The following is a 26,248-nucleotide window of genomic DNA, read 5'->3' as shown; positions in this document are numbered from 1 at the left end:
TCATCCCGCTTTTCAGGCAGCCTAAAATGGATGGATTGTTTTTAGAGCTTGTTCACAATCTTTTTTGTAGCGGATTTTAGGGTCTGTTCACAATTACTTGTCATACCCTTGAATAAAAAAGAAACGCAGGCATAAAAGGAAGTTCTCACCCTCCCCCAATACACCTGCGATGCCCCGTACACTACTCAAAGATGAACATTGGACGAAGTTGTTACCTATTCTGCGTGATTTGGGTATTTATAGCAAACCCAATTTGCGCAGAATTCTTGAAGGCATACTTTACAGAATAAGAACCGGCATACCGTGGCGGGATTTACCCGAGTATTTCGGCAAGTATCATACTGTTTATACCGCTTATAACCGTTGGTCAGAAAAAGGCATTTTTACTGCAATCTTGAAACAGCTCAGCCAAGAGAGTGACTTGGAGTGGGTAGCCATAGACGGCAGTTATATCCGTGCTCACCAACACTGCGCCTCAGCGCTCAGTGCGCAAGAGGATCACGCAATCGGTATGAGCCGAGGCGGCAGAACCAGCAAGATTCATCTGGCTGTAGATGCTGCAGGCAATCCGGTTGAGGTTATCGTTACTGCGGGCAATATCCATGATGTCGCCGTTGCACCGGAGCTGCTTGACAACATCAACCTTACCGAAACTGAGTTGGTTAATGCGGACAAAGGTTACGATTCAGACCGGCTCAGGGAGCAAATAGAGCAAAGCGGTGCGAAAGCCAATATTCCCTATAAAAGCAATAGGGAAGAGAAAAATAAAGACATGGACTGGTATTTATATAAAATCAGGCATTTGGTAGAGAATGCCTTTTGCCGTTTGAAACATTTCCGAGCGATTGCCAGCCGTTACGATAAGCTCAAACGCAACTTCCACAGTACGGTTTTATTGGGGTGCATTGTGATGTGGTTACCTTTATGACAAGTAATTGTGAACAGACCCTAGTGCAGAAACGGGTGCAGGCAAGGCAAAAAGCACAGCCAAAGCCCGCTTTGGCGCGCATTTTTAACGCAGCATGCGCCTGTTTATGTACTGAAAGCAGCACAATAAAAGATTGTGAACAGGCTCTTAGGCTGCCTGAAGCGCTTTTCTTTCACCGCAAACCCGCATACACTGGCATGGCTTGTTTAATTGACCACCTGCCCGCGCCACAATCTTTATGAGAAGCGGCACACACCACCAAGGGAGTCTGATGATGTTATCCATATTCGCCAAACCGCTGCCCTACCTGCTCGCTGCCGCCGTGGCCTTAAGCGCCTGCCAGCCGTCTACACCGGCACAATCCGCCGCCAGCGACGGCAGCGCATCTGCCACCACCAGCAGCAATAAAGTTTACAACGTGGCCATGAACGCCAATTTCCCGCCGTTTGAATCCATCGACAGCAACGGCAAAATCCACGGCTTTGATGTCGACTTAATGGACGCCATGGCACGCGCGGGCAATTTTAAAGTGCGCTACAAAAACCAGCCTTGGGACGGCATTTTCGCCACCCTAAAAGGCGGTGAAAACGACATTTTGATTTCCGGCATCACCATCACCGATGAGCGCCGCCAAACCATGGCCTTTTCCGAGCCGTACTTTGAAGTGAAACAAGTGATTCTGGTGCCCAAAGGCCAAAGCATCACCTCGGTAAACGACCTCACCAAACTGGATAAAGTGGGCGTCACCACCGGCACCACCGGCGACTTGGCGGCACAAAAAATCCTCGGTGCCACCAGCAGCAAAATCGCCCGCTTTGAAAACCTGCCGCTGGTGATTAAAGAAATCGAAAGCGGCGGCGTGCAAGCCATGGTCAGCGACAGCGCCGTGGTGGGGCATTACATCAAAAACAACGGCGACAAAGGCTTTAGCATGGTGGAGGTGCCCGATTTTGATGTAGAGCAATACGGCATCGCCGTGCGCCCGGAGGACAGCGCCTTGCTGCAAACCCTAAACCAGTCTTTGCAAAAAGTGCGCGACAGCGGCGAATACGAGCAGATTTACAGCAAATACTTCGCCAAATAAATTGGCCACATGCACCGCTGCAAGGTTTTAGCTTTGCGGCGGTGTTTTTGTTTCAGGCAGCCTTGTATGATGGCCGTCCATCTGTATTGTTACCACCCAAAATCGCATCTCCTCAAAGCTTGCCTTGCTTAAAATCGGCGCCAGCCCTAATTTGCTTACCCATCATGCCACGCCGTTAAAACAGCCCTCAATCCCGCTCTGCCGCCCCACCCCGGATTTGCTATAATCGCCTATTCCGTTTCTCCTTTTGGCCTTTTGCGCCATTGCCCACACCCAAGCTGCCGCACTCAATGTTCAGGCAGCCTGAAAGCACACACACCATGTCCGATAACGATACCATCCGCATTCGCGGCGCCCGCACCCACAATTTGAAAAACGTGGATTTGGATATTCCCCGCCACAAGCTGGTGGTGGTGACCGGCTTGTCCGGCAGCGGCAAATCTTCGCTCGCGTTCGACACCTTATATGCCGAAGGTCAGCGCCGCTATGTGGAAAGCCTTTCCGCCTATGCGCGCCAGTTTTTGCAGATGATGGACAAGCCCGATGTCGATTTAATCGAAGGCCTGTCGCCTGCCATTTCCATCGAGCAAAAATCCACCAGCCACAACCCGCGCTCCACCGTAGGCACGGTTACCGAAATCCACGACTACCTGCGCCTGTTGTATGCACGCGTGGGCACGCCGCACTGCCCCGAGCATGGCGAGCCTTTGGCCAGCCAAACCGTATCGCAAATGGTAGACCATGTTTTAGGGCTGCCTGAAGACACCCGCGTGATGATATTGGCGCCGGCGGTGCGCGAGCGCAAAGGCGAATTTGTCGACCTGTTTGCCGACTTACAAGTGCAAGGCTTTGCGCGTGTGCGCGTAGACGGCGAAGTGTATGCGCTGGAAGACGTGCCCAAGCTGCAAAAAAACCTCAAGCACAATATTGATGTGGTGATCGACCGCGTCAAAGTGCGCGCTGACATCAAACAGCGCCTGGCCGAAAGCTTTGAAACCGCCCTGCGCCACGGCAACGACCGCGCCTTGGCGTTGGAAATGGACAGCGGCAGCGAACACTGGTTTTCCGCCCGCTTTGCCTGCCCGGTGTGTTCCTACAGCTTGCAAGAGCTGGAGCCGCGCCTGTTTTCGTTTAATAACCCCGTGGGCGCCTGCCCCACTTGCGACGGCTTGGGCAGCATGAACTTTTTCGACCCCGAGCGCGTGGTGCTGCACCCGGAGCTGTCGCTGGCCGCCGGCGCCATTAAAGGCTGGGACAAACGCAACACTTTTTATTTCCAAATGATTCAATCGCTGGCCAAGCACTACGGCTTTGATGTAAACACCCCGTTTGAAACGCTGCCTGAAAACATCCGCCACATCGTGCTCTACGGCTCGGGTAAAGAAGTGATTGAATTCCGCTATTTATCCGAGCGCGGCACCACCTTCAACCGCGAGCATGCTTTTGAAGGCATTTTGCCCAACCTAGAGCGCCGCTACCGCGAGACCGATTCGCCCACCGTGCGCGAGGAATTGGCGCAATACCAAAGCCACCGTGCCTGCCCCGATTGCGGCGGCGCGCGCCTGCGTAAAGAAGCCCGCTATGTGTATGTAGGCCAGCAGCCCCTGCACGAAATCTCCGCCTGGCCGCTCACCCGCAGCCACCAGTTTTTCAACGAGCTGGCGCTAGAAGGCAACAAAAAACAGATTGCCGAAAAAATCCTCAAAGAAATCAGCGAACGGCTGGGCTTTTTGATTAATGTGGGTCTCGATTACCTCAATTTAAGCCGCAGCGCCGACACCCTCTCCGGCGGCGAAGCCCAGCGCATCCGCCTGGCCAGCCAAATCGGCAGCGGCCTCACCGGCGTGATGTATGTGCTGGATGAGCCTTCTATCGGCCTACACCAGCGCGACAACGACCGCCTGCTCGCCACCCTCAAACGCCTGCGCGACTTGGGCAACAGCGTAATTGTGGTCGAACACGATGAAGACGCGATTCGCGAAGCCGATTTTGTGGTTGATATGGGCCCCGGCGCCGGTGAACACGGCGGCCAAGTGCTGGTGGCCGGCACACCCGCGCAAATCGAGCAATGCGCCGAATCGGTGACCGGCCAGTATTTAAGCGGTAAACAAGCCATTAGGCTGCCTGAAAGCCGCACCCCGATGAACCCCGAGCGCATGCTGGTATTGAAAGGTGCCAAAGGCAACAACCTAAAAAATGTCACTTTAGAGCTGCCATTGGGGCTGATTACCTGCATCACCGGCGTGTCCGGCAGCGGCAAATCCACCCTGATTAACGACACGCTGGCCAAAATCACCGCCCGCGAGCTCAACCGCGCCCACGAAGAGCCCGCCCCCTACGACGACATCAGCGGGCTGGAACATCTGGACAAAGTGATTAATGTCGACCAATCCCCCATCGGCCGCACCCCGCGCTCCAATCCCGCCACCTACACCGGCTTGTTTACGCCGATTCGCGAGCTCTTCGCCGGTGTGCCGCTGTCGCGCGAGCGCGGCTACAACGTGGGGCGCTTCTCGTTCAACGTCAAAGGCGGCCGCTGCGAAGCCTGCCAAGGCGATGGCGTGATTAAAGTGGAAATGCACTTTCTACCCGATGTGTATGTACCCTGCGAAGTGTGCCACGGCAAACGCTACAACCGCGAAACGCTGGAAGTGCAATTCAAAGGTAAAAACATCAGCCAAGTGCTGGATTTTACCGTAGAAGAAGCGCGCGAATTTTTCGACGCCGTGCCCACCGTGGCGCGCAAACTGCAAACCTTAATGGACGTGGGCTTGGGCTACATCCGCCTCGGCCAATCCGCCACCACCCTCTCCGGCGGCGAAGCCCAACGCGTAAAACTCGCGCTCGAGCTCTCCAAACGCGACACCGGCCGCACCCTTTATATCCTCGACGAACCCACCACCGGCCTCCACTTCGCCGACATCGCCCTGCTGCTGGACGTTATCCAGCGCTTAAAAGGCAAAGGCAACTCGATTGTGATTATCGAACACAATCTTGATGTGATTAAAACCGCGGATTATATTGTCGACTTGGGGCCCGAAGGCGGCGATGGCGGCGGCAAAATTATTGCTAAGGGTACGCCGGAAGAAGTGGTGAAGAGTAAGAAGAGTTATACGGGGAAGTATTTGAAAGAGATATTTAAATAATCTCGACATATTTAAAATAAATTAACAATTATATTGGAGCATATTTAATTGTTTAGTCCCTGAATTTTATGGAGTATCATTACCCCAATTATAAAGAGACCGACTTATGGCAAGCATATTGCATGGTAACGCCAAGACTACGCCTAGAATCAGAAAAGAAATACAAGAGTCTGAAGAGAGCATCGCAGCGTTAGCTAAAAATACAATATTAATTTCAAAACCGTTCTCTACTGGAAACACGCAGATTCGGTCGAAGATAAAAAGTCCGGCCCCAAAACCCGCCCCAGCGTGTTGACCGAATCGGAGCAGCAGGCAATCTGTACCGTCCGGCGACATCTGCGGCTGTCATTGGACGAGCTGTATATCATCTTCAAGCCCAATATTCCAAAGCTGAGCCGCTCCAATCTGCACCGGTGCTTGCAACATCACGGATTGTCGCGCTTACCCAAGAATGAATCCGATGGCCAAAAAGGTAAAAAACATTCAAACAATATCCGGTTGGCTTTGTCCATATCGACATCACCGAGGTGCGTTGTGAAACCGGCAAGCTGTACCTGTTTGTCGCCATCGACCGCAAAACCAAATATGTTTATGCAGAACTTCATCCGCGTATGACGCAGAAAACCGCCGTTTCTTTTCTGCGCAACCTACAACAAGATTGTGTGTTTAAAATCACCCATATCCTAACGGACAACGGTGCGCAGTTTACCTACAACTTGCTGAGCCAAGCACAACGGCCTGATAAGGAGCATCCGTTTGACGAGCTTTGCCGGCATTTGGGCATTGAGCACCGTACCACGAAATTCCGTCATCCATGGACGAACGGGCAGGTGGAGATTACCAACAAGATGCTGAAAGAGGTAACGGTCAAACGCTTCCACTATGAGCATCCTGACGAACTTAAACGGCACTTGATGGTATTTTTGCTGTATTACAACCATCAACGCCCCTTACGGTCGTTGAAGTACAAAACGCCTTGGCAGGCTTTGGAAGATTGCTATAATCTAGAGCCTGAATTGTTTCGTGAAAATCCATTCCAGAAGATTATGGGTCTTAACATTTAATGAACCTACATACTCAAGTAGCTACTTTCAACCAACAGTTGCCTGATTTATCTAAAAATACAATTCCTGCAATTAATTGATTAATTGCTTCTCTTGGATTTCCGAGAGAAGTCTTGGCTAGTGATGAAGAAATCCGATACGCATGGAATGATCTGCCAAGAGAACTGAAAAATATACCTGTCCAAAATATCAATCCTGAGCTTATTGCTCGAATGTGTATAGCAATAAGCTCAGGATTATTTGATGGTGCAATCAATTACATATGGAACGCTGCAATTTTAAGACTTCGAGAGAAGGTTAGAAATTTCGGTTTACCTATTGTATCTCAAATTTTAGAAAAAGATTTCGAAGATAGCCATTTAATTTCACTTCAGGACAGTCAACTACTTGATTTATGTTTACAACTGAATATTTTAAATGAAGAAGGCTCTCTTTTCTTAGGTCAGTGTAGAAATATACGTAATAATTTTTCTGCTGCTCATCCTTCACTTGGAAACTTAAACGATAGAGAGTTTATCACTTTCTTAAATCGCTGCATAAAATATGCATTGGGTGATTCATCCTCACCTAAAGGAGTTAATATTAATGGATTTATTCAATCCTTAAAAGGCGATAGATTTAATGATGCTCAGCGTGAATTATGGACTAATCGACTCTCCGAAACTCATGAGGTACAAAAACAATTATTAATTATTATGGCCCATGGTGTTTATTGTGACTCAAATTCTCAAGAACCCACAAGATTAAACGCTTTAGATATTTGTGAGTTATTTAAAAATAGTTTTTCAGCCTCTCTTCGTTCAGCTTTAATTGACAAGCATGCTGAATATATCACCAAAGGAGATGAATCACGACAAACAGCATCAAGTCAATTTTTTGAGAAATTAGGATTGTTGGGACTATTATCAGCTCCACAGCAACACACTATTTTTTCAACTGCCATTCAAAGATTACAAATTGCCCATGATGGGTTAAATAATTTTTATAATGAGCCTCCGTATGCAGAACGATTATTAGAGTTATCTCAAAATACCGCTGTTCCTGATACAGTGCAAAGTGATTTTGTAGACACTATCGTATCTTGTTATTTGGGAAATGGATACGGTGTTTCATGGGCTGCTATCCCATCTTATGAAAAAATTATTAAAAGCTTTTCCCCACAAGAAATAGCTATGATGTTACGTCATACACAAACAAAAAACTCTAGGATCTCTCGCATAATTGCATCAAAAAGAAAAAGATTTATACAAGCATTGAGCTTAATTGATCCAGCAAGTGTTCCAAATGGTGTCAAAGCAGCTTATGAACAATTTATCAACCACGAAATATAAAGCAGTAGTCTGTATAAAATGTCAATCTATGCATAGGGTGTATGCGGTACGTACACGTTTTTCGAGTGGGCGTTTCAGGCTTCGCCAGCAACCCACCCTCAAGCCCAGCAACTGCACCGCGCTTGCCTTCGAATGGGGGCTTCATCCATCAAACCGTGAATTCTGCATATGAAAAGCTCAGGCCGTCTGAAAGAAATCTTTCAGACGGCCTTTTATTGCACCCTACCCTTAATCCTCTCCAATCATCAGCTTGATTCTCGCCGCTTCTGCCAACCCTTTGGCAGTCAAGGCCACGGCATCGTTGCTTTTTTGGCCGGGCAGCACCCAGCCATGTTCAACCAGCATATCCGCTACACCCTCTTCCACCAAATCGCCCCAACTGAGCTGCTTGTTGGTTTCTGGGTCGGCCAGCGCCAGCATAATTCACCAATCCGCGTGCGTGGGCTGCACCCACGCCCTTAATAAATCTTCAGGCAGCCTTATTATTCTCGCTATTGTTGCAAAATAAACCACACTTCACCCATTTCCCGCATTTTTATTGCCACTTTCCCCAAGCCGCCACTATAATCCCGCTTCATTATTTCACCAATTCGCAAAGAAAGGAGCACACCATGAACATCATTACTTCAATCCGCTCAATCATTCTTTGCAGCCTGGGCGCGTAAAGGCGCTTTTTTTATGCCTATTGCCCGCTTGGGGCTGCTTTCCTGATTTTGCGCACACTGCCACGTTATAAATTACTGCGGCGGCGTGCGCCTGCATGAAAGTACATCATGGGCACTGATTTTTCCCATTCTGATTCTATGGCCACTGTGGCCGTTATTGCCGATGCCGACACCTGGATTGAAGGCAATGCGGTGCAGCAGTTGCACACCACCGCGGCTTTGCCGCATATGCGCCATGTGGCGGGCATGCCCGATTTGCATGCCGGGCGCGGCTATCCGGTGGGGGCGGCTTTTTTAAGCAGCCACCATTTTTACCCCGCCTTAATCGGCAACGATATCGGCTGCGGCATGGCCTTTTGGCAAACCGATTTGTCCGCACACAAGGCCAAGCCGGAAAAACTGGCGCGGCAGCTGGGCAATATTGATTTGCCGCTGGATGAAGGCTGGCAAAGCCGTATCGATGAATTGCTGCCACAGCATCCGTTTCAGGCAGCCTTGGGCACCATTGGTGGCGGCAACCATTTTGCCGAGCTGCAGATGGTGGACACGGTTTATCGCGCAGATTTGCTGCCCGCCGCATTCAATGCAGATGCTTTACAATTATTGGTGCACAGCGGCTCGCGTGGCTTGGGGCAGCAGATTTTGCGCCGCCATATCGAGCAATTCGGTCACCACGGTTTAAGCAGCGACAGCGCCGCCGCCCACGCTTATTTGGCCGAACACAATGCCGCGCTGGACTTTGCCCGCGCCAACCGCTGCCTGATTGCCGAGCGTATGTTGGCACGCTGGCATGGCGATGGCACCTGCCTGCTGGATGTGCATCACAACTTTCTGGAACACGCCGATATCAACGGTACGCAGGGCTGGTTGCACCGCAAAGGCGCCACGCCGGCTGATTGCGGTGCGGTGATAATTCCCGGCTCGCGCGGGGATTTCAGCTATTGGGTGCAGCCGTCTGCCGATTGCAGCCTGTCGCTGAATTCGCTTGCCCACGGCGCCGGGCGCAAATGGCAGCGCGGCGAATGCAAAGGCCGCTTGTCACACAAATATTCTGTCGAATCCTTGCGCCGCACCGCCTTGGGCAGTGTAGTGGTGTGCCAAGACAAGGCATTGATTTATGAGGAAGCGCCGCAAGCCTATAAAAACATCGACAGCGTAATACAGGCTATGCTTCATGCGGGTTTGATTACTTTGGTGGCGCGGTTTAAGCCGGTGCTTACTTATAAAACCAGCGGCAATTGCGGAGAATAAAATATGAATATCACTTTACAAATCTCCACCGCGCAAGGCCCGGCAGAATGCCAAATGTTTGCCCGCTTTGTGCTGCAACGGCTGCTGGCGGAAGCCAAGCAACAAGGCATTGCTGCCGATGTTCAGGCAGCCTTAGAAAGCAAACACGGCATTTTGTCGGCAGTGGTAGGCTTAAGCGGCGCCGCTGCCGAAGCCTTGGTCGCACGCTGGCTAGGCACGGTGCAATGGATTTGCCCCAGCCCCTTACGGCCAAAACATCCGCGCAAAAACTGGTATGTCGGCGTGTTTCGCCTGCCGGATGTGCCGCCGCTGCCGGACGATGGCGCCGTGCGCCTGCAAACCTGCCGCGCCGGTGGCAAGGGTGGCCAGCATGTGAACAAAACCGAAAGCGCTGTGCGTGCCACCCATCTGGCCAGCGGCCTGTCGGTGCGGGTGGAAAGCGAGCGCAGCCAGCACGCCAACAAAAAACGCGCGCTGGCCTTGCTAGCGCAAAAGCTGGCCGCCGCCGCAGCCAACCAGCAAGGCGTGCAGGCACAGGCGCAACATGCGCAATTGTATCAACTGGCACGCGGCAACCCCGTACGGGTATTTGCGGGCGCGGCATTTCAGGAGAAAACACCTGGCGATACCGCCGTATCATAAGCCCATATTCGCAGCATAAAATACCGTGCGCTACACGATTGCCAAGGAATAAGAATAGTGGCAACACAGTCAATCACGCCATGGTAGCAATAGTGCCTATGTGCCATCAGGCTGCCTGAAGTTTTCAGGCAGCCTGATGATTACGCTATTAATTTTGCAAAATCCATTGCATCCCTACTGTTTTTCACGCCGTATTGCCACTTTTCTACCGCCACTATAATCAAATTGCACCAAGCACCGCCATCATCAGATGTCGTTATACCAATTCTACAAAATACAATACAATAGAACCCAAGCCCAAACTCCCCCAAACACCACCATGCCCAAACTAACGCCCCGCAAACACCAGCTGACCGATTATGATTTTTTGAAACTGTCCAAAACAGAGTCAAATCCGAGAGCGCGGATCAAATTGTTGATGCTGCATCAACTGAGCTTGAGTCACAGCTTAGACAGCATTGCACAAATCTTCGGCTATCATCAACAAAGCATCAGCGTCATCAGAAAGCACTATTGGCTGTATGGGCTGGACAGCATCTACGACAAACCCGGCAGAGGCCGCAAAAGCCTGTTGGCCGAAAAAGACATCGAAGCCTTTAAGCAAGCCATTGTAGAACAACAACAGCAAAGGGGCGGCGGCAGGCTGACTGCTGTTGATATTGCCCGTATTGCCAAGGAAGACTTTAATACCGACTACACACCGAAAGGCATTTACGGCTTATTGTCCCGCATCGGCATCAGCTGGGTATCTGCCCGCAGCCGGCATCCCAAAGCGGATCAGCAGGCAATGGATGATTTTAAAAAACTTCGTAAACCATGTTCGGACAGTGCTGCCTGAACACATTGAGTTGTCTGACGTAGACATCTGGTTTCAAGATGAAACCCGTATCGGCCAGCAAGGATCCATCACCCGGGTTTGGCACTATTGCGGCCAAAGGCCGAGGGTCGTACGCCAACAGCAATTTGAGTCTGCCTACTTATTTGGGGCATTCTGCCCCTCAAGCGGCAACAGTGTGGGTTTGGTATTGCCGTATGTAAATAAGCAAGCCATGCAGCTACATATGCAGCATATCAGCAAGGAAGTAGCTCATCCTTATCCGCAACATCCGGCAACAGAGCCGCCAAATCTATGGTGCACGTAAAGTCTGGAGGGCTTTGTTACGGGATGGTCACCGCGTTGCCCGCTGTACGGTGGAGCGCCTGATGCGCAAGCATCAAATGCAGGGTGTGTGGCGGGGCAAAGGCAAACGCACCACGGTTTGCGACCCCAACTGCAACGGGCAGGTGATTGGGTGAAACGCCGGCTCAGCGCCGAGAGTCCCAATCAGCTGTGGGTGGCGGATTTCACCTACGTAACCACCCATCAGGGCTTTGTATACACCGCCTTTGTGATTGATGTTTTTGCCCGGCGTATTGTCGGCTGGAAAGTGTCAAAACGGATGGATACCGACATGGTGATGGATGCATTGGCGCAGGCTTTGTATGCCCGGTGCCCGAAAGGGGTTATCCACCACAGTGACCGAGGCAGCCAGTATCTGTCGATAGGTTACACCGAGCGGCTGCGGCAGGCACAGATGAAGGCTTCGGTGGGCACCAAGGGTGACTCTTACGACAACGCGCCGGCCCAAACAATCAATGGCCTTTACAAAGCCGAAGTCATCCACCCCAACGGCCTTGGCGGGGGATGGCTGATGTGGAGTGGGCGAGATTGGAATGGGTGGATTGGTTTAATCACCACCGTTTACTGGAGCCGATTGGCTATGTGCCACCGGCTGAGTATGAAATGGCGTATTATCGCCAATTGGAAGAGTCGGCTAAGGCGGCTTGACTCAAGATAAACCGGCTCCTATAAAGTCGGGGCGGTTCAGCATCGCCTTAGCCGGGCAAACCGCTGGTGCCGCCTTGGCTTTTGTGGGAAAATCGCCCTTATTTTTGACGGGCGACACTGCGATGTTGGACAGAGAAGGATATCGCCCCAATGTTGGCATTATTTTAACCAACGAGCGCAATGAAGTGTTTTGGGGCAAACGCGTGCGCGAGCATTCGTGGCAGTTTCCGCAAGGCGGCATCAAGCCGGGCGAAAGCCCGGAAGCCGCCATGTACCGCGAGCTGCTGGAAGAAGTGGGGCTATTGCCTCATCATGTAAAAATCCTAGGGCGCACGCGCGACTGGCTGCGCTATGACGTGCCCACGCATTGGGTGAAGCGCGAATGGCGTGGCTCCTACCGTGGGCAAAAGCAAATCTGGTATTTGCTGCGTTTAATCGGCCGCGAAAGCGATGTGCATTTGCGCGCCACCAGCCACCCCGAATTCGATGCTTGGCGTTGGCACCAATACTGGGCGCCGATTGACGAAGTGATCGATTTCAAACGCGGCGTTTACGAAGGCGCTTTACAGGAATTGTCGCGTCACCTGCGCGAGCTGGAAAGCCTGGATGTATTTTTACAGCAGCAAACCAATGCCGACTAAACCGACAACGCCGTTTCAGGCAGCCTGAAACGGCGTTTTAGCTGCGCAGAAACTCCGTTTTACTTCAATCACGTTTTTATTTAAATCGAAAGGCAGTATATGGGCACCACAGCATATTGATATTCAGTGTTTTAGGCGGGTTGGTTGGCGGCGCACTGGGCTTGTTGTTGTTATGGTTGATGGCCGACAAGGCGCAACAGCAATACCCGCACGCCAGCATCATGCTGCCTGAAAGCCTGCAAGCACAGGCCGCCGCCGATTTGGCCGCTTGGGCCGCCACCCACGGCTACCAAGCGCAGCCCAGCTTGGTCGACCAACAGCCATGCTACCGCAAAGGCCGCGGCTGGCTCACTAGCGCCACCGAAATCCGCCTGCACCCCAATGGCCAATTGGATATAGATGAAGTGGTGAATTTTCTTGTGGGCAGCCGCCGTTTTGCGCTGAACGCACCGGCAATGCTTGGCCAGCCGGTACGGCGGCACAAGCTCAAAGCGGTAAACCAATTGCTGGCGCAATGGCAGTTACCGCCGCTGGTGATTGAAGCGGCCAAAGTAGGTGTGAAAATCAAAAAATAGACGGTATTCTGAAAAACCACTTCAGACGAAACCTAGGGGTCTATTCACAATTACTTGTCATACCCTTGAATAAAAAAGAAACGCAGGCATAAAAGGAAGTTCTCACACCCCCCAATACACCTGCGATGCCCCGTACACTACTCAAAGATGAACATTGGACGAAGCTGTTATACCGCTTATAACCGTTGGTCAGAAAAAGGCATTTTTACTGCAATCTTGAAACAGCTCAGCCAAGAGAGTGACTTGGAGTGGGTAGCCATAGACGGCAGTTATATCCGTGCCCACCAACACTGCGCCGCAGCCTCAGCGCTCAGTGCGCAAGAGGATCACGCAATCGGTATGAGCCGAGGCGGCAGAACCAGCAAGATTCATCTGGCTGTAGATGCTGCAGGCAATCCGATTGAGGTTATCGTTACTGCGGGCAATATCCATGATGTCACCGTTGCACCGGAGCTGCTTGACAACATCAACCTTGCCGAAACTGAGTTGGTTAATGCGGACAAAGGTTACGATTCAGACCGGCTCAGGGAGCAAATAGAGCAAAGCGGTGCGAAAGCCAATATTCCCTATAAAAGCAATAGGGAAGAGAAAAATAAAGACATGGACTGGTATTTATATAAAATCAGGCATTTGGTAGAGAATGCCTTTTGCCGTTTGAAACATTTCCGAGCGATTGCCAGCCGTTACGATAAGCTCAAACGCAACTTCCACAGTACGGTTTTATTGGGGTGCATTGTGATGTGGTTACCTTTATGACAAGTAATTGTGAACAGACCCTAATCTTTCGGCATAAGGCTGCCTGAAAACCGAAACTGGCCACCTTGCCCGAATGTTTCGATTTTTAGATTGGGCTTAAGGTACAATGCTGCTGCCTGAAGGCATAAACACGCTCTTGGCTTCGCAGAAACTGCGTTCAGACAGCCTTAAATCTGTTGACGCCACACACGCAGCGCTAAATACCAAAATAATCCAGCATGCCTTGTGCGGCATCGCGGCCTTCGCGGATGGCGGTGACCACCAAATCAGAGCCGCGGGTGATGTCGCCGCCAGCAAAGATTTTGGGGTTGGCGGTTTGCTGGTCATATTCGCCTGCGGCCTGAATCCGGCCTTTGCTGTCTACGGTAACGCCCACGCTCTCTAGCCACGGCATGGCGTGCGGGGCGAAGCCGAAGGCCACAATCACCGCATCGCACGGCAGCACTTCTTCGCTGCCCGGCACCACTTCGGCCACACGGCGGCCACGGGCATCGGCAGCACCCAGCTGGGTTTTCACCAATTTGATGCCGCAAACCGCACCGGCAGCATCGGTTTCAATCCCCACCGGCTGGGCATTGAATTTGAACTGCACGCCCTCTTCTTTGGCATTTTGAAATTCCTTGCGCGAGCCGGGCATATTCACGGCATCGCGGCGGTAGGCACAAATCACTTCGACCGCCTGCTGGCGAATGGCGGTGCGCACGCAGTCCATGGCGGTGTCGCCGCCGCCGAGCACCACCACGCGTTTGCCGCGCATGGAGATGTAGTTTTCATCGCCCAAGCCCATGGTGTGTTCGGTGTTGCCAATCAAAAACGGCAATGCCGAATACACGCCTGCGGCGTCTTCGTTGGCAATATCGGCCTGCATTCCCTGATAGGTGCCCACGCCCAAGAATACGGCATCGTATTGTGCCGCCAATTCGTCTAGGCTGATGTCGCGGCCCACGTCTACGCCCAGTTTGAACTCAATGCCCATATCACCAAACAATTGGCGGCGGCGAATCATCACTTCTTTTTCCAATTTAAACGAAGGAATACCGAAGGTGAGTAGGCCGCCGATTTCGCGGGCGCGCTCGTACACCACCACATCGACACCATTGCGGATTAACACGTCGGCACAGCCCAAACCGGCAGGCCCCGCGCCCACCACCGCCACTTTTTTGCCGGTTTTTTCCACCGCGCCCACGCTGGGCTGCCAGCCCATTTCAAAGGCTTTTTCGGTGATGTATTTCTCCACATTGCCGATGGTAACGGCACCGAATTCCGCATTCAGGGTGCAATCGCCCTCGCACAAGCGGTCTTGCGGGCACACGCGGCCGCACACTTCGGGCAGGCTGTTGGTGCTGTGTGCCAGCTCCGCTGCTTCGATAATGCGCCCTTCATTGGCCAAGCGCAGCCAGTTGGGGATGTTGTTGTGCAGCGGGCATTTGCTTTGACAATAAGGATTGCCGCAAGCCAGGCAGCGGTCGGCCTGGGCGGCGGCCTGCACTTCGGTAAACGGCTGGTAGATTTCCACAAATTCGCTTTGGCGGGTGGCCAGCGGAATTTTGGGCGGGTCAACGCGCGGCAGGTCGATAAACTGGTACACGTTTTCTCGTTGGCTCATGGTGGTTCCTTGGATTCAATTTGTTTTTCAGGCAGCCTTGGCATCGGCGCAGTTGTATTTTTGCGGTTTCAGGTAGCCTTACAGCTTAAAGGCTGCCTGAAAATCCTGTTTACTGCGTTACCGCACGCAATTCGGTAACGGTGCGGCGCTTGTGGCCGAGCAAGGCGTTTACGTCGTTGGCTTTCGGTTTCACCAACACGATTTTGCCGACGTGGTTGTCCCAATCCGCCAGAATGCGCTCGCCCAAGGGGCTGCGGGTGTGCTCTACATGCTCGGCAATCAGGCCGCGCAAATGCTCTTGGTGCATGGGCAAATCGGTGATGGGCAGGCCTTCCACCATTTCCGGGTTGATGCGTTGGGCAAAGCCGCCGTCCACATCCAACACATAGGCAAAGCCGCCGGTCATGCCTGCGCCAAAGTTGATGCCGGTTTTGCCGAGCACGCAAATCACGCCGCCGGTCATGTATTCGCAGCCGTTGTCGCCAATGCCTTCCACCACGGCGCTGGCACCGGAATTGCGCACCGCAAAGCGCTCGCCCGCCTTGCCCGAGGCCAACAGCTTGCCGCCGGTGGCACCATACAAACAGGTGTTGCCGGCGATGGTGGCGTTTTCGGGTTTAAACGCGGTGCCGCCGTGCGGTCGAATCACGATTTTGCCGCCCGCCATGCCTTTGCCCACATAGTCGTTGGCGTCGCCCGTGAGGTGCAGGCTCACGCTGCCCGCCAGCCACACGCCTAGGCTTTGCCCGGCGGTGCCGTTGAGGCGGATGTCGATTTGCTGCTCTAAGTTGCCGCGATTGCCGTGGCTGGCGGCAATCAGGCCGGACAAGGTCGCGCCCACCGAGCGGTCGGTGTTGTTGATGTCGTAGCTTAAGTCGATGTTGCTGCCGCTGGCCACCGCTGCCGCCGCATCGTCCATAATCACGCGGTTAAGGCGGCCTTGGTCGAACGGCGGGTTGTTTTGGGTGCAATACAGCGCGCTGCCCGCAGGCACTTGCGGCGAATACAACAGGCCGCGCAAATCCAGCGCCGCGTGTTTGGGGGTGCTGCCCGCCACCACTTCAAGCAAATCGGTGCGCCCGATTAAATCGGTGAGCTTGGCCACACCCAATGCGGCCATGATTTCGCGCACGTCTTGGGCAATAAACTTAAAGTAGTTCATCGCTTTTTCAGGCAGCCCGTGGTAATGCTTGCTGCGCAAGGTATCGTCTTGGGTGGCGATGCCGGTGGCACAGTTGTTCAAATGGCAAATGCGCAAATAACGGCAGCCCAGCGCCACCATCGGCCCCGTGCCAAAGCCGAAACTCTCGGCGCCCAAAATGGCGGCTTTCACAATATCCAGCCCGGTTTTGAGGCCGCCGTCTACTTGCAGGCGCACTTTGTGGCGCAGATTGTTTTCCACCAACGCCTGCTGCGCTTCGGCCAAGCCCAATTCCCACGGGCTGCCGGCGTATTTCACGCTGGTGAGCGGGCTTGCGCCGGTGCCGCCGTCGTAGCCGGAAATGGTGATCAGGTCGGCATAGGCTTTGGCCACGCCGGTGGCAATGGTGCCCACGCCGGGCAAAGACACCAGCTTCACCGAAATCAGCGCTTTGGGGTTCACTTGTTTGAGGTCGAAAATGAGCTGTGCCAAGTCTTCAATCGAATAAATATCGTGGTGCGGCGGCGGTGAAATCAAGGTAGAACCAGGCACGGCGTAGCGCAATTGGGCAATATAGGGCGTTACTTTATCGCCCGGCAATTGGCCGCCCTCGCCCGGCTTGGCGCCTTGCGCCACTTTGATTTGAATCACATCCGCACTCATCAGATAAGCCGGAGTCACGCCGAAACGGCCGGACGCCACTTGCTTGATGCGCGACACTTTTTCGGTGCCGTAGCGTTTGGGGTCTTCGCCGCCCTCGCCCGAATTGGAATAGCCGCCCAAGCGGTTCATGGCAATCGCCAGCGATTCATGCGCTTCGGGGCTGAGCGCGCCGATGGACATAGCAGCGCTGTCGAAGCGCTGATACAGGTTTTCCGCCGCTTCCACTTGCTCGATGGCAATGGCGGTTTTGTTTTCGGTTTTCAGGCGCAGCAAATCGCGCAAGGTGGTAATCGGGCGGCTGTTCACCGCGTCGGCATACAGGCGGTATTGCTGATAGTCGCCGCTGTTAACGGCTGCCTGAAGCGTGTTCACCACTTCCGGGTTGTAAGCGTGGTATTCGCCTTGCGGTTTGTATTTGAGCAAGCCGCCCGCATCCAAGGGTTTGCTTTTTTGCCACGCCACTTTATGAAAGCGCTTGAGCTCTTCGCCCAAGTGTTCGAAAGTGGCGCCGCCGATGCGGCTGGTCATGCCTTTAAAGCACAAGCTCACCACTTCATCACCAAAGCCCACCGCTTCAAACAATTGGGCGCAGCGATAAGAAGAAATGGTGGAAATGCCCATTTTGGAGATGATTTTATACAGGCCTTTGTTGATGCCGTTGCGGAAATTGGCGGTCACCACCCGCAAAGGCTTGGTAATCGCGCCGGTGCTCACCATGCGCGCCAGTGATTCATAGGCCAAATACGGATACACGGCGGTGGCGCCAAGGCCGATTAATACGGCGAAATGGTGCGGGTCGCGGGCGGAGCCGGTTTCCATAATAATATTGGCATCGCAACGCAAATTGGTGGCCACCAAGCGCTGCTGGATGGCACCCACCGATAAGGGTGCGGGAATTTGGATTAAGGATTGGCCGATTTGGCGGTCGGACACAATCAGCAATACCGCGCCGTTTTTCACTGCGGCTTCGGCTTCGTCGGCCAGGCGTTCAATCGCTTGCTTCAAAGTGGTGGTGGCGGGGTCGTACACCGCATCAAGGCGCTGGCTTTGGTAGTGGGCTTCAGGCAGCTTCAGCAATTGCACCATATCCGAATACAGCAGCACCGGCGATTTGAAATTCACCCGATGGCTCATGCCTTCGGCTTCAAAAAATACGCTCATTTCGCGACCGATGCTGGTGGTGAGGCTCATCACATGCGCTTCGCGCAAGGGGTCGATCGGCGGGTTGGTCACTTGGGCAAAATACTGGCGGAAATAATCGTACACCAGCCGTGGGCGCTGGCTGAGCACCGCAAACGGGGTGTCGTCGCCCATCGAGCCCACGGCTTCTTGACCGCTTTCGCCCAACACGCGCAGCACGCTTTCCATTTCTTCCTGGTTGTAGCCAAACTGCTTTTGGAAAATCACCAGTTTGTTGGGGTCTAGGTGCGGCTCGCCCACTTGGTCGTCGGGCAATTTTTCAAACGGAATCAGCGTGTGTACGTTTTTATTCAGCCATTCGCGATAAGGGTGACGCGCTTTTAGCTCTTGGTTAATCTGCGCCGAGTGCAACAGCTTGCCTTCGCGGGTGTCAATCACCAGCAATTCGCCGGGGCCGACACGGCCTTTTTCCACTACTTCATCGGGCGCGTAGTCCCAAATACCCACTTCGGAAGCAATGGTAATCAGCCGATCTTGGGTGATGACATAACGCGCCGGGCGCAGGCCGTTGCGGTCCAGATTGCAGGCGGCATAACGCCCGTCGGAGAGCACAATGCCCGCTGGGCCGTCCCACGGCTCCATGTGCATGGAATTGAAGTCGTAAAACGCGCGCAAGTCGTCGTCCATATCCGGGTTGTGCTGCCAAGCGGGCGGCACCAGCAGGCGCATGGCGCGGAATAAGTCCATGCCGCCGTTGACAAACAGCTCCAGCATATTGTCGAGCGAGCTGGAATCGGAACCGGTTTCGTTCACAAACGGCGCGGCGGTTTGCAAATCGGGAATCAAGGGTGTGTGGTATTTATACGCCCGCGCCCGCGCCCAAGCGCGGTTGCCGGAGATGGTGTTGATTTCGCCGTTGTGCGCCAAATAGCGAAACGGCTGCGCCAATTGCCAGCGCGGCAAGGTATTGGTGGAAAAGCGCTGGTGGAATAAGCAGATGGCAGACTGCATGCGTAAATCGGCCAAGTCGAGATAAAATTTGGGCAAATCTTTGGGCATGCACAGCCCTTTGTAGATGGTGACCTTATTCGACAAGCTGCAAATATAGAAATCGCGGTGGTTAATGCGTTTTTCGATGCGACGGCGCGTCATAAACAGGCGCCGCTCCAAATCGCGCGGCAGCCAGCCCGCCGGTGCGTTTACCATCACTTGGCGGATGGTGGGCATATCGGCCAGTGCGATTTCGCCCAACACCGCCGTGTTGATTGGCACCTCGCGCCACATCGCCACCCCCAAGGTTTCGCGGGTGAGCTCTTCTTCGATAATGGCGGCGTATTCATTGGCCAGCGCCGCATCGCGCGGCAAAAACACCATGCCCACGGCAAAGTTTTTGGCCAGTGTTACACCCGCATCGGCGGCCACCGCTTGAAAAAATTTTTCCGGCATCTGCATCAACAGGCCGCAGCCGTCGCCGGTTTTGCCGTCGGACAAAATCGCCCCACGGTGCTGCATGCGCGACAAACCCAAAATGGCGGTGCGCACCACCTTGTGGCTGGGCTCGCCGTCGATATTGGCAATCAGGCCAAAGCCGCAGTTTTCTTTTTCTAGGGCGCGATCGTAAAGTTTGGTCATGGCAAAACCTTTCCTGCAAAATTTCTTATTTTGGTGGTGGTGTTGATGGTATTTTTGCGCTCGCAGCAAAGCCGAGACAAGAGCGTTAAAATACGAAAATTGCGGCACTGCGTCAAAGGTTTTTTTCGCACTGCAAAAGAAAATGACACATCGCCGCCAACCGCTTTTAGCCTAATCCACCCAAACACGATTTATTTAGGCAATATCCTGTGCCTAAATGATTCAGGCAGCCTCATATCACACCAAAATATGCCCGATTTATAACTTTACACTTGCGGGCATACTGTCTATTTACTCTAAAAAACAGGCTGCCTGAAACACAAACATCAGCCACCCAAGCGGCCATATCCGGCCACACCTGCAAGCGCTAAAATATTCGGCCGCCCAACATGACAAACCCGTGCCGCTGCGGTATATTGGCCGCAAATAACCCGGAGGACGCAACACCATGCTGAGCAAACCAGAAGAATTCATCTTGGCCATACTGGCCGGGCTGTGGGTGGTACTCACCTATTTTCTTGCCGCCTACACCGGCATGCCCACCCACACCGCACTGCTGATTACCGTGCTCACCCTGATTTGGGCGATTGTGTTTTTCCTGCTGTGGCAGCGCAACCGCGTGCGCCTGTTGTGGCCGGTGTTTATGGGCTTGCTGGTGGCCTGCTGGTGGCCCGCCTTGGATTGGCTGGCAATTAAAGATTTGCTGCAACTGAACGCCGCCACCGAAACCATTATCGTGAGCCGGCCGTGGTACGCCACTTGGACTGCCAAATTCATCTACGCCATCGTGCCCATGCTGGCTGGCTATGTGCTGATTTGGAAGCTCAAACACCGCCCCGCCCGCGACCAGATGATTCCATAGGCGCAAACGCATAAACAACAGGCCGACAAGATAGTTATCGGCCTGTTTTATGTTTTCAATATAAAAGGCTGCCTGAAATATTTTTCAGGCAGCCCCCAGCCATTGCGCCACCACATAAATCAGCAAACCGGCCAAGCCGCCCACCAAGGTGCCGTTGATGCGGATAAACTGCAAATCGCGCCCCACGCCCAGCTCGATTTTGTCTACCATTTGGCGGCTATCCCAGCTTTTCACCTTGTCGGCCACAAATTGTGCGCCCTGATGCCGGTATTGATTCACCAGCGATTTCACCCACCATGCCATGCGCGCATTCATGCGGCGCATAAACGCCGGATAGCGTGCCGCTTGCGACAGCATATGCGCGGCCACTTTGTCCAATTGCGCCTGCCAGGCAGAGGCATCGCCGCGTTGCACATCTGCGGCGCTCCATTGGCACAGGCTTTGCCAGGCTTGCGCCACGTTGCGGTGCAGTGCTTCGGAAGCGGCCAGTTGGCGTTTACCGGCTTCCAGCGCTTGATGCCATTCGGCATTGTGGCGCAAATCGGCGGCGGTAGCGGCCAGCTGGCTTTGGCAGGCCTGCCATAAATCGTGCTCTTCATCGGCTAAGGCTTCGGCCAGATAGCCGTCGGCCCAATCCAGCGCTTTGGCGGCCACCCAGTCGTCTACGCGCTCGGCCAGCGAGGTTTTCAGCGAGGCTTTGATTTTGTCCCAACTGCTGGGGGTGGGGCTGTCGATTTTGCCCGCCCATTGCAAAAGGTGGTGCTCCAGCTGGGCGCGGGTGCTGTCGTTTTGCAGCCATTGGCGCAATTGGGTGGCCAAGCTGTGCAGCAAGCGCCGGTCTATGCCTTGCTGTTGCGCCAAGCCCAGCAAGTCGGCGGCAGCCGCACCCAGTTTGGCGCCTTGATATTGCTCGGCCAAAAGCTGGCTGCCAAAGCGGGCCACTTGGTTGGGCTTGGCCGCGCGCAGCAAGAGTGGGATTTGTGCGCTCAACCACGGCAGCCACAAGGCTTTGTTTTGCGGCTGCATCAGCCAGGCCAGCAGTTTGTCGGCCGGTTGGGCACGATACACGCGCAAGGCAATCGATTTGCCGTGCAAAAAGTTGTGCGCCACAAAGCGCCCCAATTCATCGGCAATACGAGCTTGTTTACGCGGCAAGATGGCGGTGTGCGGAATGGGCAAACCCAACGGGCGGCGAAACAGCGCCGTTACCGCAAACCAATCAGCCAGCGCGCCCACCATCGCCGCCTCGCTAAAGGCTTTCAGGTAGCCTAAAGCCGGATATTGCGGCTGATAGCGCACCGACAGCACAAACAGCACGGCGGCCAGCAACAACAAGCCGGTGGCCAAAGCGCGGCTGCGCCGCAAACGCTGCCGCGCCGCTTGGGTGCGGATCTGTTCGTTTAATAAGGTGTTCATGGATGGGTTTTAAGAAGGGTGTGTTGATGGGTTTCAGGCAGCATAAATAATAATCAGCTCACCGCAGCACCACATCATTGGGCAGCTCATCCACCTCGGCGGGCAGATGGCGGGGGAAGTGTTGGCTTAAAATCACCGTAACCGCAGCCAAGCCTTGCTCCAAACCGGCCACATACTGCTGCTGCGCAAAGGCGGCGGTGATTTGGGCGCAAACGGCCTGCCATTCGGTGGCGGGCACTTGGGCGGCAATGCCGCGATCGGCCACGATTTCCACGCGGTGGTCGGCAAACGACACATACACCAGCACGCCGCAATTGTGTTCGGTATCCCACACGCCCAATTCGCCAAACCATTGCCAGGCACGGCGGCGGGTATCCAACCCTTGCAAAATATCGGCACTGTGCCAGCGCGATTCAATCACAAAGCGGATTTGGCCGCTGTGCTGCTGCTCGGAGCGGCCAATGGCTTCACTCAGCTGTTGCAGTGCGGCGGTGGGTAAACAGCGCTCTACGCGCCAGCGCGGATGGCACCAATGTTGCCATAAACGTGCCCATTTGTTGTTGCTTGCCATTACCATCCTCCCGAAGCGCCGCCGCCGCCGAAACCGCCGCCGCCACCGCTGAATCCACCACCGCCGCCAAAACCACCACCAAAGCCACCGCTACTGCCCCAACCGCCGCCGGAATGGCCGCCACCACCGCCCACAAAAGAAAACGCACCGGCAACAAAAGTGAATACGGTGGCCGAAAACGCCAAAAATGCCGTGAACAGCCAAAACCAGCCCAACAACCAACCGGCAGCCAATACCAAGCCGCCGGTGGCGATGCTGCCCAAGGTGCGACCAAATAGATTTTTTAACAAGCCGCCGCCAAAAAACACCGCAATCAATAAGGGCAATAAGCCCATATCGCCCCCACCTTGCTGTTGCGGCTTGGCCGCAGGCAGCGCTTCGCCCGCAATCAGTTTTTCCACTTGCAATACGGCCGCCTGAATACCGGCATCGGTTTGCCCTTCGCGCAAATACGGGCGCAGCACATCATCCAAAATGCGTTTGGCGTAAACATCGGGAATCGCCCCTTCCAGCCCGCGCCCTACGGCCAAATGGGTTTGGCGCTCGTTTTTCACCAGCAGCAGCAACACGCCGTCGTCCATACCTGAGCGCCCCGGCTTCCAAGCATCCATCACCCGCGTGGCATAGTCAAACGGGGTTTCCGGCGCAATGCTGTCTACCGTGAGCACCACAATTTGGCTGCCGTGTTCGCGGGCATAGCTGAGCAAATGCTGGTTGAGCGCGGCACGTGCCTGCGGCTGCATCATTTGCGCCGTGTCTTCCACCGGCTGGGTTAGCGCCGGTATTGGCGCTAAGCCAGCCGCCCACAGCCAGCCACTGCACAGCAACAGCATGGCCAAGACCCACAGGCGGCCAATACGCACGGCAATTGCACTCATGTTTTTGATCCCCACATAATCACCATCATTCCGGCCAAACTCAGTGCTGCGCCCAGCCAATCGCTCCAACGCAAGGGCACGCCGTCTACCTGCCACAGCCACAGCAAAGCCACGCCGATATAAACGCCGCCATAGGCTGCATAAGTGCGTGCCGCCGCTTGCGGGTGCAGGCTGATGAGCCACACAAACACCGCTAAGCTGAGTGCCGCCGGCAGCAACACCCATGCCGGCGCCTGCTTTTTCAGCCATAAATACGGCAGATAGCAGCCGATGATTTCGGCCACGGCGGTGAATACAAATAAGGCGGTGGTTTTGAGCATCAGCATCCTTTAGCCTGCTGTAGCCAGCAGGCAGCACCCAAGCTGCCTGAAAACCATGCCATGCTATGGAAACGCATCAGATTTAAAACTGTACCTTGGGCGCTTCTTTAATTTGCGCTTCGTTTTCCACGCTGAAATTCGGGCGCTGTTTCAAACCAAACACCTTGGCGGTGAGGTTTTGCGGGAATTGGCGCAAGGTGGTGTTGTAGGTGCGCACGGCCTCGATATAGCGGTTGCGTGCCAGCGAAATGCGGTTTTCAGTGCCTTCCAATTGCGCCTGTAAATCGCGGAAGTTTTGGTCGGCCTTGAGCTGCGGATAGTTTTCGGCCACCACCAGCAAACGGCTTAAAGCGCCACCCAATTCGCTCTGCGCTTGCGCGTATTGCTTTAATTTGGCTTCATCGGTGGCATCAGCCGCATTCATGTTAACGCTGCCCACTTTGGCACGCGCATTGGTTACTTCGGTAAACACCTGCTCTTCATGCTGGGCATAGCCTTTTACCGTATTCACCAAATTGGGAATCAAATCGGCGCGGCGCTGGTATTGGTTGAGCACTTCGGACCACGCGGCATTGGCCGCTTCATCTTGCGCCTGCATGGTGTTGTAGCCGCAGCCGCTCAAACCGAGCACCAGCAATAAGGCCGCCGCAAAAGAAAAATAACGTTTCAACATGGATGTATCCTTAAAGAAAGAACTGCAAAAAGTGGGCAACGCAAATCAATGGCAAACCGGGGGCAGACCACCCCCAAACCGACACAGTTTAGCACAATCGTGCACGCATAAAAGAACCGGGTTTGCCGCGTAAATAATGGCGGTGATTCCACGCCGGGCTTGGTATGATTTATCGGCTTTATCGGCTATAATTCAAGCCAAGTTCAACGTTTTATCCGGCTGCCGCCCACCGGCGGCAAGCGCTGTTTTATTTACCCTCATCACAAAGGAAAAAGCATGTTTCCCGAATACCGCGATTTAATCAGCAAACTGAAGCAAGAAGACAACCATTTTGCCCGTTTGTTCAAAGAGCACAACGATCTGGACGACAAAATCACCGGCCTAGAAAACAACCCTGTTACCAGCGGCTTGGATGAAATTGAAGAGCTGAAAAAACAAAAACTGCACCTGAAAGACCAATTGTATGTGATTCTGCAAAAAGCGGAAGCCGAAGCCAAATAAGCAGTAATAGCAAAAAACACCTTGCCAATCATAAGCAAGGTGTTTTTTATTGGGCTGCCTAAAAAGGCTGCCTGAAACGCATATGGCTTCAGGCAGCCTCTATTATCAAACACAAATCTGCATCAATGCGCCCAGCGCGCATGCAATCGGCGCGTGGCACTGTCGAGCAGCCAACCCAGTGCGCCAATCAACACAATTGCCGCCATCAATTCGGAATAAGCCAAGCGGTCGCGGGTGTCCAAAATAAAATAGCCCAAGCCTTCGTTCACCCCCAGCATTTCGCACGGCACCAGCACAATCCACACCACGCCGATGGCCAGCCGCAAGCCAGTGAGGATATGGCCGAGCACGGCGGGAAGCATAATTTTAAACAGCATTTCGCGGCGGCTGGCGGCCAATGAATGGCCCAATTGCAACCAGTGGCGGTCAATCGATTTCACCCCGGTGGCGGTGTTGAGCAAAATGGGCCACACCGCCGCAAACGCCAGCAGAAAATAAATCGGCACATCGCCGATGCCCAGCAACATCACCACCACCGGCATCCACGACAAAGGCGAAATCATGCGCAGAAACTGAAACGAGGTGCCGGTGAGTTTTTCGGCCCATGCCGACTGCCCTACCCACAAACCCACCGGCACGCCGATTAACAGCGCCCACAGCAAGCCCACCGCCACGCGCTTAAGGCTGGCCAGAATATGGCCGGTAAGTTGATTATGCACCAGCAAATCCCACAGGCTTTGGAAAGTGGGCAGCGGCGCCAGCATATTGGCCAGTGGCATGGTTTGCGCCAGCAGCATACTGCCCAGCTGCCACAGCAGCAGCAAGATGCCCAGGCCGGTGATGCTCAGCAGCGGGGTTTTGAGTGAGGTGTGCATAAGTTTGCTTTCTAATGCTAATGACTTTTTAAAGCTTGTTTTCAGGCTGCCTGAAAGGA

The 26,248-nt window shown here is 53.8% G+C and carries 23 protein-coding genes and 1 pseudogene; 15 read left to right on the top strand and 9 right to left on the bottom strand.

Annotated features, from left to right (window positions below):
* Positions 1 to 169 precede the first annotated feature (169 nt).
* From JQU52_RS08640 to JQU52_RS08620, 5 genes are all read left to right on the top strand, one after another.
* The gene (locus JQU52_RS08640; protein ID WP_230338109.1) at positions 170 to 928 is read left to right on the top strand and encodes an IS5 family transposase; all 759 of its coding nucleotides are present in this window, start codon (positions 170 to 172) and stop codon (positions 926 to 928) included.
* Between the two features lie 274 nt (positions 929 to 1,202).
* Positions 1,203 to 2,012 carry a basic amino acid ABC transporter substrate-binding protein gene (locus tag JQU52_RS08635; protein WP_452434138.1) on the top strand — a complete coding sequence of 270 codons (810 nt, stop codon included), beginning with the start codon at positions 1,203 to 1,205 and terminating at the stop codon, positions 2,010 to 2,012.
* Positions 2,013 to 2,332: 320 nt separating this feature from the next.
* A complete protein-coding gene (gene uvrA / locus JQU52_RS08630) occupies positions 2,333 to 5,158 on the top strand; it encodes an excinuclease ABC subunit UvrA (protein WP_379062072.1) in 2,826 nt (941 codons plus the stop codon).
* A gap of 512 nt (positions 5,159 to 5,670) precedes the next feature.
* Positions 5,671 to 6,222, top strand: a complete 552-nt coding sequence (locus JQU52_RS08625) for a DDE-type integrase/transposase/recombinase (protein ID WP_328301372.1) — start codon at positions 5,671 to 5,673, stop codon at positions 6,220 to 6,222.
* A 113-nt stretch (positions 6,223 to 6,335) separates the two neighbouring features.
* On the top strand, positions 6,336 to 7,553 hold the full coding sequence (locus tag JQU52_RS08620) for a hypothetical protein (protein WP_230338105.1): 1,218 nt from the start codon (positions 6,336 to 6,338) through the stop codon (positions 7,551 to 7,553).
* 228 nt (positions 7,554 to 7,781) lie between these two features.
* Here the strand turns inward: JQU52_RS08620 and JQU52_RS08615 are convergent, their stop codons facing one another.
* Entirely contained in the window at positions 7,782 to 7,973 is a 192-nt protein-coding gene (locus JQU52_RS08615) for a hypothetical protein (RefSeq protein ID WP_230338104.1), read from the bottom strand.
* 353 nt (positions 7,974 to 8,326) lie between these two features.
* Between JQU52_RS08615 and JQU52_RS08610 the strand changes: the two genes are divergently transcribed.
* The 8 genes and pseudogenes from JQU52_RS08610 to JQU52_RS08575 all read left to right on the top strand — a co-directional run bounded on the left by JQU52_RS08610 (position 8,327) and on the right by JQU52_RS08575 (position 13,911).
* The gene (locus tag JQU52_RS08610) at positions 8,327 to 9,469 is read left to right on the top strand and encodes an RNA ligase RtcB family protein (RefSeq protein WP_230338103.1); all 1,143 of its coding nucleotides are present in this window, start codon (positions 8,327 to 8,329) and stop codon (positions 9,467 to 9,469) included.
* Between the two features lie 3 nt (positions 9,470 to 9,472).
* Positions 9,473 to 10,111, top strand: coding sequence for a peptide chain release factor H (prfH, locus tag JQU52_RS08605; RefSeq protein ID WP_230338102.1), 639 nt, complete (start codon positions 9,473 to 9,475; stop codon positions 10,109 to 10,111).
* A gap of 319 nt (positions 10,112 to 10,430) precedes the next feature.
* On the top strand, positions 10,431 to 10,949 hold the full coding sequence (locus JQU52_RS08600) for a winged helix-turn-helix domain-containing protein (protein ID WP_230338101.1): 519 nt from the start codon (positions 10,431 to 10,433) through the stop codon (positions 10,947 to 10,949).
* Positions 10,903 to 11,253 carry a transposase gene (locus tag JQU52_RS08595; protein WP_230338100.1) on the top strand — a complete coding sequence of 117 codons (351 nt, stop codon included), beginning with the start codon at positions 10,903 to 10,905 and terminating at the stop codon, positions 11,251 to 11,253. The genes JQU52_RS08600 and JQU52_RS08595 overlap by 47 nt, the downstream gene beginning before the upstream one ends.
* Positions 11,207 to 11,939: pseudogene (locus JQU52_RS08590) on the top strand (IS3 family transposase); the annotation flags it as partial. The gene JQU52_RS08595 and the pseudogene JQU52_RS08590, both read left to right, overlap by 47 nt.
* A 122-nt stretch (positions 11,940 to 12,061) precedes the next feature.
* A complete protein-coding gene (locus tag JQU52_RS08585; protein WP_230338099.1) occupies positions 12,062 to 12,580 on the top strand; it encodes an RNA pyrophosphohydrolase in 519 nt (172 codons plus the stop codon).
* A gap of 161 nt (positions 12,581 to 12,741) precedes the next feature.
* Positions 12,742 to 13,155, top strand: coding sequence for a hypothetical protein (locus tag JQU52_RS08580; RefSeq protein ID WP_230338098.1), 414 nt, complete (start codon positions 12,742 to 12,744; stop codon positions 13,153 to 13,155).
* 147 nt (positions 13,156 to 13,302) lie between these two features.
* Positions 13,303 to 13,911, top strand: coding sequence for an IS5 family transposase (locus JQU52_RS08575; RefSeq protein WP_407947590.1), 609 nt, complete (start codon positions 13,303 to 13,305; stop codon positions 13,909 to 13,911).
* A 196-nt stretch (positions 13,912 to 14,107) separates the two neighbouring features.
* Here JQU52_RS08575 and JQU52_RS08570 read toward each other — a convergent pair whose 3' ends face one another.
* On the bottom strand, positions 14,108 to 15,517 hold the full coding sequence (locus JQU52_RS08570; protein WP_230338097.1) for an FAD-dependent oxidoreductase: 1,410 nt from the start codon (positions 15,515 to 15,517) through the stop codon (positions 14,108 to 14,110).
* A 109-nt stretch (positions 15,518 to 15,626) separates the two neighbouring features.
* Positions 15,627 to 20,093 (bottom strand): glutamate synthase large subunit, encoded by a 4,467-nt coding sequence (gene gltB / locus JQU52_RS08565; RefSeq protein WP_230338096.1) that lies wholly within the window; start codon positions 20,091 to 20,093, stop codon positions 15,627 to 15,629.
* Positions 20,094 to 20,541: 448 nt separating this feature from the next.
* On the opposite strand from gltB, the gene JQU52_RS08560 reads away from it, so the two are divergent.
* Positions 20,542 to 20,955 (top strand): hypothetical protein, encoded by a 414-nt coding sequence (locus JQU52_RS08560; protein WP_230338095.1) that lies wholly within the window; start codon positions 20,542 to 20,544, stop codon positions 20,953 to 20,955.
* A gap of 84 nt (positions 20,956 to 21,039) precedes the next feature.
* Here JQU52_RS08560 and JQU52_RS08555 read toward each other — a convergent pair whose 3' ends face one another.
* The 5 genes from JQU52_RS08555 to JQU52_RS08535 form a co-directional block, all read right to left on the bottom strand.
* On the bottom strand, positions 21,040 to 22,371 hold the full coding sequence (locus JQU52_RS08555) for a DUF445 domain-containing protein (RefSeq protein ID WP_230338094.1): 1,332 nt from the start codon (positions 22,369 to 22,371) through the stop codon (positions 21,040 to 21,042).
* Between the two features lie 58 nt (positions 22,372 to 22,429).
* The gene (locus tag JQU52_RS08550; protein ID WP_230338093.1) at positions 22,430 to 22,942 is read right to left on the bottom strand and encodes a TPM domain-containing protein; all 513 of its coding nucleotides are present in this window, start codon (positions 22,940 to 22,942) and stop codon (positions 22,430 to 22,432) included.
* Positions 22,942 to 23,820 (bottom strand): TPM domain-containing protein, encoded by an 879-nt coding sequence (locus JQU52_RS08545; RefSeq protein ID WP_230338092.1) that lies wholly within the window; start codon positions 23,818 to 23,820, stop codon positions 22,942 to 22,944. The genes JQU52_RS08550 and JQU52_RS08545 overlap by 1 nt, the downstream gene beginning before the upstream one ends.
* Entirely contained in the window at positions 23,817 to 24,140 is a 324-nt protein-coding gene (locus JQU52_RS08540; RefSeq protein ID WP_230338091.1) for a YnfA family protein, read from the bottom strand. The genes JQU52_RS08545 and JQU52_RS08540 overlap by 4 nt, the downstream gene beginning before the upstream one ends.
* A gap of 82 nt (positions 24,141 to 24,222) precedes the next feature.
* A complete protein-coding gene (locus tag JQU52_RS08535; RefSeq protein WP_230338090.1) occupies positions 24,223 to 24,813 on the bottom strand; it encodes a LemA family protein in 591 nt (196 codons plus the stop codon).
* Positions 24,814 to 25,089: 276 nt separating this feature from the next.
* Here JQU52_RS08535 and JQU52_RS08530 point away from each other — a divergent pair, with 276 nt between their 5' ends.
* Positions 25,090 to 25,314, top strand: coding sequence for a YdcH family protein (locus JQU52_RS08530; RefSeq protein ID WP_230338089.1), 225 nt, complete (start codon positions 25,090 to 25,092; stop codon positions 25,312 to 25,314).
* Between the two features lie 122 nt (positions 25,315 to 25,436).
* Here the strand turns inward: JQU52_RS08530 and JQU52_RS08525 are convergent, their stop codons facing one another.
* The gene (locus tag JQU52_RS08525; RefSeq protein WP_230338088.1) at positions 25,437 to 26,189 is read right to left on the bottom strand and encodes an ABC transporter permease; all 753 of its coding nucleotides are present in this window, start codon (positions 26,187 to 26,189) and stop codon (positions 25,437 to 25,439) included.
* Positions 26,190 to 26,248: the final 59 nt, after the last annotated feature.

Origin of the sequence: Paralysiella testudinis (assembly GCF_016894345.1) — a bacterium.
Taxonomy (GTDB): domain Bacteria; phylum Pseudomonadota; class Gammaproteobacteria; order Burkholderiales; family Neisseriaceae; genus Paralysiella; species Paralysiella testudinis.
The sequence above is the reverse complement of the archived record's forward strand: the minus strand, read 5'-3'. Positions and strand labels throughout refer to the sequence as shown.

Bases quoted from the DNA above. Each gene is read 5' to 3' on its own strand.
- uvrA (WP_379062072.1), top strand. From the start codon at position 2,333: ATGTCCGATAACGATACCATCCGCATTCGCGGCGCCCGCACCCACAAT.
- JQU52_RS08570 (WP_230338097.1), bottom strand. From the start codon at position 15,517: ATGAGCCAACGAGAAAACGTGTACCAGTTTATCGACCTGCCGCGCGTT.
- JQU52_RS08540 (WP_230338091.1), bottom strand. From the start codon at position 24,140: ATGCTCAAAACCACCGCCTTATTTGTATTCACCGCCGTGGCCGAAATC.
- JQU52_RS08525 (WP_230338088.1), bottom strand. From the start codon at position 26,189: ATGCACACCTCACTCAAAACCCCGCTGCTGAGCATCACCGGCCTGGGC.
- JQU52_RS08530 (WP_230338089.1), top strand. From the start codon at position 25,090: ATGTTTCCCGAATACCGCGATTTAATCAGCAAACTGAAGCAAGAAGAC.
- JQU52_RS08610 (WP_230338103.1), top strand. From the start codon at position 8,327: ATGGGCACTGATTTTTCCCATTCTGATTCTATGGCCACTGTGGCCGTT.
- JQU52_RS08635 (WP_452434138.1), top strand. From the start codon at position 1,203: ATGTTATCCATATTCGCCAAACCGCTGCCCTACCTGCTCGCTGCCGCC.
- JQU52_RS08640 (WP_230338109.1), top strand. From the start codon at position 170: ATGCCCCGTACACTACTCAAAGATGAACATTGGACGAAGTTGTTACCT.
- JQU52_RS08585 (WP_230338099.1), top strand. From the start codon at position 12,062: ATGTTGGACAGAGAAGGATATCGCCCCAATGTTGGCATTATTTTAACC.
- JQU52_RS08545 (WP_230338092.1), bottom strand. From the start codon at position 23,820: ATGAGTGCAATTGCCGTGCGTATTGGCCGCCTGTGGGTCTTGGCCATG.
- JQU52_RS08615 (WP_230338104.1), bottom strand. From the start codon at position 7,973: ATGCTGGCGCTGGCCGACCCAGAAACCAACAAGCAGCTCAGTTGGGGC.
- JQU52_RS08575 (WP_407947590.1), top strand. From the start codon at position 13,303: ATGAACATTGGACGAAGCTGTTATACCGCTTATAACCGTTGGTCAGAA.
- JQU52_RS08555 (WP_230338094.1), bottom strand. From the start codon at position 22,371: ATGAACACCTTATTAAACGAACAGATCCGCACCCAAGCGGCGCGGCAG.
- JQU52_RS08550 (WP_230338093.1), bottom strand. From the start codon at position 22,942: ATGGCAAGCAACAACAAATGGGCACGTTTATGGCAACATTGGTGCCAT.
- JQU52_RS08535 (WP_230338090.1), bottom strand. From the start codon at position 24,813: ATGTTGAAACGTTATTTTTCTTTTGCGGCGGCCTTATTGCTGGTGCTC.
- gltB (WP_230338096.1), bottom strand. From the start codon at position 20,093: ATGACCAAACTTTACGATCGCGCCCTAGAAAAAGAAAACTGCGGCTTT.
- JQU52_RS08560 (WP_230338095.1), top strand. From the start codon at position 20,542: ATGCTGAGCAAACCAGAAGAATTCATCTTGGCCATACTGGCCGGGCTG.
- JQU52_RS08600 (WP_230338101.1), top strand. From the start codon at position 10,431: ATGCCCAAACTAACGCCCCGCAAACACCAGCTGACCGATTATGATTTT.
- JQU52_RS08595 (WP_230338100.1), top strand. From the start codon at position 10,903: ATGATTTTAAAAAACTTCGTAAACCATGTTCGGACAGTGCTGCCTGAA.
- prfH (WP_230338102.1), top strand. From the start codon at position 9,473: ATGAATATCACTTTACAAATCTCCACCGCGCAAGGCCCGGCAGAATGC.